This is a genomic window from Streptosporangium fragile (assembly GCF_039534445.1).
Classification (GTDB): Bacteria; Actinomycetota; Actinomycetes; order Streptosporangiales; family Streptosporangiaceae; genus Streptosporangium; species Streptosporangium fragile.
Genome location: NZ_BAAAVI010000141.1, coordinates 1 through 5293, shown reverse-complemented (window position 1 = coordinate 5293; position 5293 = coordinate 1). Strand labels below are relative to the sequence as shown.

The following is a 5293-nucleotide window of genomic DNA, read 5'->3' as shown; positions in this document are numbered from 1 at the left end:
CTGCGCAGCAGCTCGCCCCGGTACCGCTCCCGCATCCGGCCCAGGAGGTCCAGGCCGAACAGCAGCCGGGCGTGGGCCGCCCCGCACGCCCTGGCCGCCACCGGCCCCGCGTAGATGAGGGCGTCCCAGATCACGAGGTCCGGCTTCCACGCGCGCGCGAACGCCACGAGATCGTCCGTCATGTCCGGCGGGGAGAGGGCCTGGATGTTGAACGTCCACACGGTGTTCACGCCGTGCAGGTAGTCGTACGTCAGCTTCTCGGGCCGGGACTCGGCGATGTCCAGCACCTTCTCCCATTCCGTCTCCCAGGGGTGCGCCTCCTCCCCCCGCTCCTCGATCTCCTCCTGGCGCTGGCGGATGTCCGCCATCACCGCCTCGTGGTCCAGCGACGCGCCGACCGGAACGGCCGTCAGGCCGGTGCGGGTGATGTCGTCGACCAGCTGGGGCTGACCGGCCACGCACACCTCGTGCCCCGCGGCCCGCAGCGCCCACGCCAGCGGGACCTGCACATACAGATGCGCCTTCACCGGCAGCGTCACGAACAAGACTCGCAAGGTCCCTCTCCTCGAACGGGGGCGGACACGGGCGGGGCACGCCCGCCGGGCCTGGCCGGGCCGCCGGGCGCGGGCCGGAATGCGAGCCTCGCAGCCGCCGCTCGCGGCGTGCTCGACGTCTCCACGGAGCCGCTCTCCGGCCGGCCCCCGGACGTTCGAGCGACGCGCGAGGCGCCGCCCGGCCCGGCACCCCGGAACCGGCCCCCATGCTCGCCGCCACGCCTGGAGAAGCCGTGGAAGCCCACTGGAGTCCCGCGGCCGGGCCGGGCTTCCACCGAACCTCGAACCGGGCGCGGAATCATCGGGCGGACCGGATCCCATCGAGCGGAGGAAGGCGGGGAACACGATGGCGGTGCACGGAGGCGACCCGTCACGGACGGGGGAGCTACGCGAACCGAGAACTCCCGAGGGTCACGCGTTGCTCGATCTGCTGACCGGACACCTCGCCCAGATCCAGGCGGAGGCCGAGGAGAACGACCGGAAGGGCGCCTTCCCCGCCGAGACGTTCATGAACTTCCGGAAGGACGGCGTGCTCGGCGCGACCGTGCCCGCGGAACTCGGCGGGCTGGGCCTGAGCTGCCTCCACGACGTCTGCCTGGCGCTCCTGACCGTGGCCGAGGCCGACGCCTCGACCGCGCTCGCACTGCACATGCAGCTCAGCCGGGGGCTGACGCTCACCTACGAGTGGAAGCACGGTGGCGACGCCGCGCAGCGCCTCGCCGAACGGCTGCTCCGCGCGATGGGCTCGGGCGAGGCGGTGGTCTGCACCACGGTCAAGGACGCGCCCCGGGTCCGCACCACGCTGACCCCCGCGCCGGGCGGCGGCTGGGTGCTGTCCGGGCGCAAGACGCTCGCGAGCATGGCGCCGATCGCCACGCACTTCGTCATCTCCGCGCAGACCGGGGGGGACGGCGGTCCGCCCGTGGGCGCCGCGGCGGTGGTGTCCCGGCAGGCTCCGGGGTTCGCGGTGCTGGACAACTGGGACGGCCTGGGCATGCGGGCGTCCGGCAGCGTCGACGTGGTCATGGACGGCTGCGCCGTACCGGAGGCGGACGTCTTCCTGCGCGGCCCCGTCGGCGCGCACAGCGACGCGGCGCTGGCCGGCCAGACGGTCAGCTCGATCACCATGCTCGGCATCTACACCGGGATCGCCCAGGCGGCGCGTGACGCCGCCGTGGACATGCTCCGCCGGCGCGGGCGCACGCCCGCGGGAGCCGTGCGCACGCTCCTGGCCGAGATCGACGCCCAGTTGTACGCGCTGCGCACGACCGTGGCCGCCTGCCTGGCGACCGCCGACTACTTCTCCTACGAGTTCGAGGGGGACCTCGCCGAACGCGGCCGGCGCATGATGCACGCCTTCCAGCGGACCAAGCTGATCGTCAACCGCTTCGCGCCCGACATCGTGGACGGCTGCCTCACCATGATCGGCGGGGCCTCGTACTCCGCGGCCAACCCGCTGTCGCGGTTCTACCGCGACGTCCGCGCGGGGGGTTTCATGCACCCCTTCGGCTATCCGGACGCCGTCGACTACCTGAGCGACGTGGCCCTGCCCCCCGGCGAGTAGCCGTCACCGGGGCAGGGCCCCGGCCGGTCCCGGGCAGGCCACCGGCCGGTCCGGGCCGGCGGCCGGTGGCCGGTCGGCTCCGGGCCACACCACCGGCCACCCTCGGACCGGGCCCGGCCACCCTCGGACCGGGCGGCGGGCCGGGCGGGGTCAGGCGGGGTCGGGGCCCGTGATCCGGGGGAAACGCTCACCCCGGAGGGGCCGCCCCGGGACCAGCTCGCCGGCTCCGGCCAGCTCGTCGATGTGCTGGTTGCCGGTGGGGCGGTACACCGCGTCGGCGTCCATGTAGACCGTGGTCACGGAGACCCTGGTGTGGCCGGTGGAGTTCGCGCCCGCCGCGTGCACGACCCGCGTGTGGTGGAAGGTGCAGTCGCCCGCCCGGATCGGGACCGCGACCCGGGGCATCCACCGCACCTCCGGACGGCTGTAGGCGTCCCACGCCTCGACGGCGCGCTCCGGCGGCGGAAGCAGGTGGGACCCGGGCACGAAGTTCATGCACCCGCGTTCCACCGGCACGTCGACCAGGGCTACCCACACGGTCAGCCCGACCGGCGCGCCGGAGAACGGCAGGGCGAACTCGTCGAAGTGCGCCTCCGTGGGCAGCGACATCGTGCCCTTGCGGAGCAGCTCGGTCTTGAAGAGCCGCAGCGGCGCCCCGGCCAGCCGCTCGGCGACGGCGGTGATTCGCGGGTGGAGCGCGAGCCGGCGCATCGCCTCGCTCTTGAGCTGGGCGTCCTCGACGAAGTCGAGGATGGTGGTGCCGTCCTCGCCCCAGTGGGTCTTCTCCTCGCGGGCCAGCACGTCCAACGCGTCGGTCAGGAACTCCTCGACCTCCGCCGCGCTGAGCAGGCGCGGGACGTGCACGTAACCGTCCCTCCGGTAACGGGCGACGGTCTCGGCGGGCAGGGTCTCGGCGGTGCTGAGCACAGTCCCCTCCACTGGGCGGCCTTCCCGGCGCGAAGCCGGCGTGACTCCACGAAACTAGCCGGGCGCTCTCGCAGCGGGCTCGACGCGGGCTCATCTCCCCGGCGGGGTCGCGCCCCCGCCTCAGCCCGCCTCCCACATCGCCCGCAGGGACTCGGCGAGGCCGGTCCGGGGCCGCCAGCCGAGCAGGCGCTCGGCCAGCCGGATGTCGGCCTGGATCCAGTCACCGCCCAGGCTCGGCACGGGGCCGCCCGTCTCCTTGATCGCGCCCGGCGGCAGCCCCGCCACCTCGGCGAGCTGGGCGACCAGGTCGCGGATGTCCACCACCGTACCGCTCCCGATGTTGACCGCCCGGCCGGTCACGGGCGCGCGGACGGCCCTCAGCACGGCGTCGGCCACGTCGCGGACGTCCACGAAGTCCCGCCTGGCGTCGGCGATGCTGAGCACGACCTCCGCGCCTCCCGCGGCGTCGCGGAACATCTGCAGCAACTTGCCGGGGAAGCTCGCGGGCGACGGGTACGGGCCGCACACGTTGGCGAGCCGCAGCACGAGACCGTCCACGACACCGTCCCGCGCCGCCTCCAGCGCGGCCGCCGACCCGGCGAACTTGGTCCGCGCGTAGGCGTTGACCGGCCGGGGGGTGACGGACTCGCCGATGGGGATGCCCGCGCCGACCGGCCCGTACTCGTGGATCGTGCCGATGTGCACGATCCTCGACCGCCACGGCAGCTCGGCCATCGCGGCCAGCAGGCGATGGACGGAGTCCACGTTCACCCGCCTCAGCTCCGCCTCGGTCCGGTCCCAGCCGTCGGTCGTGTTGGCCCCGTCGGTCGCGTTGATCACGATGCCGACGTCCTCGGCGCGGAGCATCTCCGCGATCGTGCCGGCACCGGCCGCGACGAGGTCGAGCGGCCGGAAGTCGTAGCCGGAGACATGCGGGACGTGGTTGCGGGCGACGACGAGAGGGTCGTGGCCGCGCTCCGCCAGCGCCGCGCAGACGTGCCTGCCGACCCAGCCGGTTCCCCCGAGCACCGCGACGCGACACCCGGCGGGCCGAACTCTTCCAGGCATTGGATCTCCGGGGACGTTGGGGGTCTGGGTGCGACCTTCGCAGCACGCAGTAGTGGCGGGCTTGACGAACGTCCCGCGCCGCCGCGCGGCCGGCCCAGGGGGCGTCGAGCGGGCCACCAGGGATGCGCCAGCCCGGCGGCCTACGGTGGGTTCCGGCCGCAGGGACACGTCAGGTTCGGGGACATGCAGATAATCGGTAACGGATTCCTCGCCCACCATCTCCAGCCGCTGCGCGACGCCCATCCCGGATTCATCGTCCTGGCGGCGGGGGTCCCCCGGCAGCACCTGCCGGAGCCGGACCACCGGCGCGAGGCCGCGCTCGTGGAGGAGATGATCCGGCGCGGCCGGCGGCAGGGACGGGCACTGGTGTTCTTCTCCACCGCGAGCATGTACGGCGGGCCGGGCTGCCGCGGGCGGGAGGACGACCCGATCGTCCCCTCCACCCGGTACGGCGCGCACAAGCGGGACCTGGAGACCCGGATACAGGAGTCCGGCGTGGACCATCTCATCCTGCGCCTGGGATACGTCCTCGGGCCGCACGGGCCCGACTTCCGGCTGGTGCCGGCGCTGATACGGCAGATCCTCTCGGGCCGGGTGCAGATCTACCGGGGCGCCCGCAGGGACATGCTGCACGTCTCCGACTTCGTGGCCATCCTCGACCGGCTGCTCGGCGCGGGGGTCACCAACCAGGTCCTGAACGTCGCCTCGGGCGACTGCGTGGAGATCCTCCACGTCGTGGAGCACATCGAGCGGCTGCTCCGGGTCACCCCGGAGCACCGGATCATCGAGGGCACCCACGTCTCGCACTGCCCGTCCGTCGGGAAACTCCGGACGGTGCTGCCGGCGGTCGCGGAGATGGGCCTCGGGCCCGGCTACCACCGCCGCGCCGTCGAGCGTTACCTCACCGAGACGGGTCATCTCGGCCGGACGGCCTGACCGCCGCCCCGTCCCGGGGAAGCACTTCGCCCGGCGGCCGGACCGCCCCGCCCAGGAGAGAACCACTCAACCCGGCGGCCTGACCGTCCCGCCCGGAGAGGACCACTCAGCCCGGCAGCCTCCCCGGTCCCGGAGAGGACCACTCAACCCGGCAGCCTCCCCGGTCCCGGAGAGGATCAACGGCCGCGATGCTCGGCGGTCAGCCGTTCCAGCAGCGGCACGATCTCCGCCGGGGCGGGCGTGG

5 protein-coding genes are annotated in these 5293 nt (G+C 73.9%); 2 read left to right on the top strand and 3 right to left on the bottom strand.

Going from position 1 to position 5293, the window contains the following annotated elements:
• The coding region (locus tag ABD841_RS40060) for a glycosyltransferase family protein (RefSeq protein ID WP_486389215.1) at window positions 1–554 on the bottom strand (554 nt) is incomplete at its 3' end.
• A 418-nt stretch (window positions 555–972) separates the two neighbouring features.
• Between ABD841_RS40060 and ABD841_RS40055 the strand changes: the two genes are divergently transcribed.
• Window positions 973–2118, top strand: coding sequence for an acyl-CoA dehydrogenase family protein (locus ABD841_RS40055; RefSeq protein WP_344982291.1), 1146 nt, complete (start codon window positions 973–975; stop codon window positions 2116–2118).
• Between the two features lie 150 nt (window positions 2119–2268).
• Here ABD841_RS40055 and ABD841_RS40050 read toward each other — a convergent pair whose 3' ends face one another.
• Both ABD841_RS40050 and ABD841_RS40045 read right to left on the bottom strand, forming a co-directional pair.
• Window positions 2269–3045, bottom strand: a complete 777-nt coding sequence (locus ABD841_RS40050; RefSeq protein WP_344982290.1) for a phytanoyl-CoA dioxygenase family protein — start codon at window positions 3043–3045, stop codon at window positions 2269–2271.
• A gap of 120 nt (window positions 3046–3165) precedes the next feature.
• On the bottom strand, window positions 3166–4113 hold the full coding sequence (locus ABD841_RS40045) for an NAD-dependent epimerase/dehydratase family protein (protein ID WP_344982289.1): 948 nt from the start codon (window positions 4111–4113) through the stop codon (window positions 3166–3168).
• A 183-nt stretch (window positions 4114–4296) separates the two neighbouring features.
• Here ABD841_RS40045 and ABD841_RS40040 point away from each other — a divergent pair, with 183 nt between their 5' ends.
• Window positions 4297–5049, top strand: a complete 753-nt coding sequence (locus tag ABD841_RS40040; RefSeq protein ID WP_344982288.1) for an NAD-dependent epimerase/dehydratase family protein — start codon at window positions 4297–4299, stop codon at window positions 5047–5049.
• Window positions 5050–5293: the final 244 nt, after the last annotated feature.

Coding starts and splice junctions, on each gene's coding strand:
- ABD841_RS40045 (WP_344982289.1), bottom strand. CDS start 4,113: ATGCCTGGAAGAGTTCGGCCCGCCGGGTGTCGCGTCGCGGTGCTCGGG.
- ABD841_RS40040 (WP_344982288.1), top strand. CDS start 4,297: ATGCAGATAATCGGTAACGGATTCCTCGCCCACCATCTCCAGCCGCTG.